The sequence below is a fragment of the Psychroserpens damuponensis genome, from assembly GCF_000826655.1.
Taxonomy (GTDB): Bacteria; Bacteroidota; Bacteroidia; order Flavobacteriales; family Flavobacteriaceae; genus Psychroserpens; species Psychroserpens damuponensis.
Window position 1 is genome coordinate 1 of record NZ_JXJO01000064.1, and the last position, 5,649, is coordinate 5,649.

Genomic DNA, 5,649 nt, shown 5'->3' on the forward strand with positions numbered 1-5,649 from the left:
CGAAATCATACACAAACACTTTAACAGCAATTTAAGCCATGAACTTTCATGAAATAGGCTGACTAAAAGACAGCTCGGAACTGAATTTTCAACCAACTTTAAAAACTTTGTAGCTATTGCGAATGGTTTTCACTAACAATGACATCTCCATTAACGATAAACTCTAAAATTGAGATGTTTGACAAATTGAAAAATTCTCTAAGCAAAAGATTAAATTAATTAATCCTTGTTGAAAATAATATATAATTTTTGATTCTAGTACCTTCAAATAAAATAGTTATTTCTCATCAGTACTATTTGCTAAACTTAAAAATACACAAAATTTAATAACGACTCTACTAATACTCCTCTCGCTTCAAAAGAAGAAGCTTCTAGCAACATAATTTACATTCTGAATTACCAAAACAATAACCTGACTAACAATAGATTAACAAAACAACAAGTACGACGCATGTGATTTTTTTAATTTTTCATGATTATTATTTTGAATAGAATATTAAAAAAGCGCCCACAAAAGTGAGCGCTAAATCAAGTTGATATACCATCAATTTAGTCCTTAAGGAACTTCTTATTAATAATATTGTTACTGGTTTTTATTTGAATCATGTACAAACCAGTGTTTAAATTAGACACTTCAATGCCATCATTTATTGTATTAGCTTGTTTTACTAGTTGCCCTCTAATGTTGTAAATAACAAGATGTTCTACCTGCTCAGTAGTGCTAACAAACAATTTGTCGGTTGCCGGATTTGGATATAATTTCAATTCAGAAATGTAAACTTCATCATTTAATCCTAATGAAGAATTATACTCATAAGCACCTAAATCTATAGTCGTATTGAAAAATCTTTCGTTTCCAGATAAATCCAAGCTTGCAAAAATGGCTGTATCATAATAAGAATTATCTCCTTGATCTATGATATAATTTGAAGCTGATGTTGGTTTGTAATCACTATCTAAGTTCAAATTATCGGTTGCAGGATCTAATTGAGTAATGTTTAAAGCGTTATAAGTACCAGAAGTAGCAGCTGAAGTTAGCTGTATAACCGAGTTATATACATTGATCGTTTGGCTATCCCCTTCGCCTGTTTTGCTATTATCAATATCTACAGTATTGAATTGGTTTCCATTATATTTATTTTGCCAAAAAATACTATTTCTTGTTTCTAGACGGATCCATCCACTTCCACTAACATTAATAACTTGTTGTACGGTTGTGTGGTTGTTGACGTTATTTACAATTGTGGCATTATTTAAATAGTGTACTATACTTCTGTTACCATTGGAAGATGAACTTCTTCTAAACCATATTGCACCAAAATCTGAATTATAAATATTATCAGCAAAAAGAATATTTGACCAATGAGACGTTAATGCATCTGAATTTGAAGCACTATGCTCTAATAAAACAACACCATTATTGGTAGCATTGTTGGTTATTGCTACATTTTCTACCACCAAGTCCCCAGAAAAATTTCTCCAATCTAATAGTAAGCCTTCACTATAATTTTCTGTAATCCACGTATTTTTTAATGTAAAATCGGTGATATTTGAATTAGTAGCTATTACAGGACTAGAACCAGATGTGTAGGTATTTTGAAGAACAAAGCCATCAAAAATGACATGATCGGCTTCAAGACTTACTAATGCTGTGGCATTATCGGTTTTATTAGTTGCGAAATCACCTTCAATATCATCACCATTAATATCTCCAGAAATAATAGTAGCGTTATCTGTAAATACTTTAGTTAAATCTCGGTCTGCTAAGGTTAACTCAGTACCATCAAAACCACCATAGATTTTTAAGTTTTCTAAATCTAAAGTTAATACTGAAGCGGCTGTTGCTGAAGTATAAACACCACTAGACACCCAAATTTCATCATTTAATAATGCATTACTTAATGCATCGTTGATGGTAGTAAAAGCATCTGCCCAAGAGCTTCCACCATTATTTCCAGTGGCATTTGCATTCACATAATACACTGTAGGTGTACAATTTTCACTATAGTTTGTGGATGCATCTTTAGTCCATCCATTATCATACACACCTACTTGGTTTGGTGTATATCCTGAATCAATCTGTACACATGTTAAATCAGGATTATTATACACCTTCATATATACAAAATTAGAGTTATTACCATTAGCTACATTTAAATTTGTAAGCTGATTGTCATATATTAACAATTGATTTATTTGAGGGTAGGCGCTAATATCAAAAGTTGTAAATTGGTTAAAAGCAGCGTGAATCCTAGTTAAATTAGGGTTATTGCTAATATCTAGGCTACTGATTGAATTATCCTGAAAATCTACAGCAGTAAGCATTGTGTTATTAGTAATATCTATACTCGTTAAGCTATTACTTGCCACAATTAAATCAGTTAACATCGTATTATTAGATACATCAACACTAGATAAGTTATTATCGTTTGCTGTTAATGTATTTAAATTTGAATTCGTGATAAGTATAATTGATGAGATGGTATTATCACCAAAATTTAAATCTGTTAGCGACGTTAAATTAGTTACATCTAAAGTCGTTAAGTTATTATCACTACAATTTAAATCAATAAGATTAGTATTTAAACTTACATTTAAAGTGGTTAAGCTATTATCGCTACAATCTAAAACCTCAAGACCAATTGCACCTTGAAGATTTAAATTTGAAATACTATTTGATCTCGTATTTAAAGTTGTTAAGCTCGCTAAATTTGAAACATCTAAACTTGTTAAACTGTTATCTTCAGCATCTAAAGTAATTAAAGAAGTCCCCTGCACATTTAAACTACCAATATTATTTTCTTTACAATTTAAATTGGTAAGACCTGAAATAGTTGAAACATCTAAAGCAGTAATTGTATTATCACTACAATCTAATTCGGTAAGATTAATAAAAGCTTCAATCCCAGTTAAATCAGAAATTGCCAAACTACTTACATCTAATGTTCCTGTAACAGCTTGTGCTTCTGCAACAGAAATTTCTTGATCATAATCTGTGTTAACTGCACTGTTAACTAAATAAGATTTAAAATTTGCATCTGGTATAGTGACGTAAGAAATACCTGTACTGCAATCTTCTACGACTCTAGTTTCTAGATCTCTCGTCCAACCCACATCATACAAACCTACGTTAGACGGTGGTACAGTTCCAGCATCTACTTGAATACAGGTAAGATTAGGGTTGTTATAAGATTTCATGTATGTAAACGCAGCACCTTGACCATTGGCTATATTTAACTCTTCTAATAGATTGTTTTGGCAATGAACTTGATTTAATGTAGGAATGTTACTAATATCTAATTGGGTTATTTGGTTATCTGCACAATGTAATCGTGTTAACTGAGTGTTGTTACTAACGTCTATAGATGTTAGGCTATTTGAATATACCTCTAATATGGTAATATTTACAAAGGCTTCAATTCCTGTTAAATCTGTAATTCCAAGTCCTGTTGCCGATATAGTTCCTGTAAAAGCTTGTGCTTCTGCTACAGAAATTTCAGAATCTGAGTAATGTTTTTTTCATTGTAGATAATATTTTTTATGATTAATCGACTACAAAGCAACAATCAATCGTAAGGTTTTCAATCCGCTTTTTTCTGAATAGTTCTATTTTCTTTCTAAATGAAACCTAAAGTTTACACTTACAGTATAGCTCATAAAAAAGCCTGTTTTGATAAACAGACTTTAATGAACCATAAAAACGATAACTCCTTTTACTCGCAATTCATTTTTTGTCCATAAGGCATTTGACCATGAATAATGCCACCAAATTCCGAACTACCATAGCCAGAACCGTTGTAGTGTTGCTTAATTAAAAAGCCTTGTAAGTAGCAATCATTATTTTTATTTTTTTCGGTAAAAGCACCTTTAATCCAACGGTACAAAATGTGTCCTGTATATTTATTTTTAACAACACTCCAGTCGTTAGATTCTATATTTAACTTCAAAAGTTGAGCTCCATCTTTTTCAATAGTTTTAGACACATTTTCTTTAGCAAAACTCATTAATGATGTATTGCTATTCATACTACCAGCTTTTGGCATTTTTATAGCATCTCTAGTCGATTTTGCCGCAGCATCATAATTAGCTTTTAAGGTTGCTTCGAACTCTTGTACTATTGGTTTTGCTTTTTCTAGCCATTCTAAATGAAATTGTTGCTCTCCTTTACCAATAACATTCAAAATAGTTATATCCTTTTGATGCATATACGATGGGACGTTAAATGCGTGTCCACCTTGATGCGATGCAGCATAAATAACAAAAACGTCGTCTGCAATTAACATACCTCTTACTAAAATTGGCATGCCTGTACCAAGTTCTAAAGTTTGTGATCGGTCTGCGCCAACTTTGGTTGTAAACATTCCTGAAACCAACTCATAACCAATATAACCTTCTGGTGACATGGCTTCTAATTCTGGTGTTGTTAAAAAACGTAACCAGGAATATTCTGGATCTTGTGCAGGCAACAAATCGACATTATCACCCATATCTGTCATTTGGCGTCTCAACTTTACACGGTCTACACCAACTGCACTCATACCTTTAGTCATTGCAAAAGGATAAGACATGTATAAAAAGTCGTTACTTATTGTATTAACTTGTTTTGGTTTATTAGCGTTTGCTTCTTGTTGCTTTTTCTCAAGATATTTTTGATAGTATAAATCTTGTTTTGCTTCGTCATTAGGATATTTTTTGGCTAATTCTGCTTTAAATTCTTCATCTGTGAATTCGGTTTTTGATGCATCCTGATTTGATGTTGAAGAACTACCAACCATTCCTGAAGCGTTTTCAGATTTTGAAGATGAACTACTCGTTTCTTTTTTATCTAACTTCTTCTCTACTGCTGCTTTGGCTTTCTTTTTAAGTATTTTACCAAATTGTGCATGAGAGACGTTGTAGCACAATGCTAAAACCAATAATAGAACTATTTTTTTCATAAGAATTTGTGTTTAATAGACTTCAAAATAAAGCACTTAACCACTATTCTTAATTTGTTTTTTTCTGAAAATGATGATTTTTTTTCTAAAGTAATTTCAAAAATTTCAAATAAATCACATAAAGGTTTCCTTGATGACCTCTAGAAACTGATCGCGTTTAGATTTTGAAATCGGAATGCGTTTTTGATTGTTCATTAGCAAATAATCGCCATCGTCTTTTACCAATTCGTCTACATATTTAAGGTTAATTAAATAAGAACGATGACATTTAAAAAACATCGCATTGCGTTCTAATTGCTCTACAAAATGCTTTAACGGTTTGCAAATGATTTTTTGTTTGCCATCAATAAGCTGTACATTGGTGTACATGCTATCGGCTTCAAAATAAACAATGTCGTTATGAGATGCAAACATGATCCCTTTAGGGATTTCTAAAGCAATTTTATCTATAGATAATTGCTTTAAGGAGTCACGTAAATTGTTTAATTGGTCGTTTAAATCTTGAGCTTTTATAGCTTCTTCTGCTTTTGCAACCGCTTCTTTTAACTCATTAGTGTCAACTGGTTTTAAGAGATAATCTACTGCCGACAATTTAAAAGCTTCAATTGCATATTGATTATAGGCTGTAACGAAAATGATTTTAAAATCGATTTGGTTTGGGAAATATTCTAAAATATCTAATCCTGATTGATTTGGCATTTCAATATCTAAA

3 protein-coding genes are annotated in these 5,649 nt (G+C 31.5%); all 3 read right to left on the reverse strand.

What is annotated here, in order from left to right:
* Positions 1-549 precede the first annotated feature (549 nt).
* On the reverse strand, positions 550-3,198 hold the full coding sequence (locus TD29_RS17335; protein WP_052467176.1) for a T9SS type A sorting domain-containing protein: 2,649 nt from the start codon (positions 3,196-3,198) through the stop codon (positions 550-552).
* A gap of 515 nt (positions 3,199-3,713) precedes the next feature.
* Positions 3,714-4,937 (reverse strand): hypothetical protein, encoded by a 1,224-nt coding sequence (locus TD29_RS18120; protein ID WP_052467177.1) that lies wholly within the window; start codon positions 4,935-4,937, stop codon positions 3,714-3,716.
* A gap of 114 nt (positions 4,938-5,051) precedes the next feature.
* On the reverse strand, positions 5,052-5,649 hold a 598-nt coding region (locus TD29_RS17345; protein WP_040282775.1), incomplete at its 5' end, for a LytR/AlgR family response regulator transcription factor.

What these genes read in the sequence shown, in the direction of transcription:
- TD29_RS17335 (WP_052467176.1), bottom strand. Translation starts at nt 3,198, where the DNA reads ATGAAATCTTATAACAACCCTAATCTTACCTGTATTCAAGTAGATGCT.
- TD29_RS18120 (WP_052467177.1), bottom strand. Translation starts at nt 4,937, where the DNA reads ATGAAAAAAATAGTTCTATTATTGGTTTTAGCATTGTGCTACAACGTC.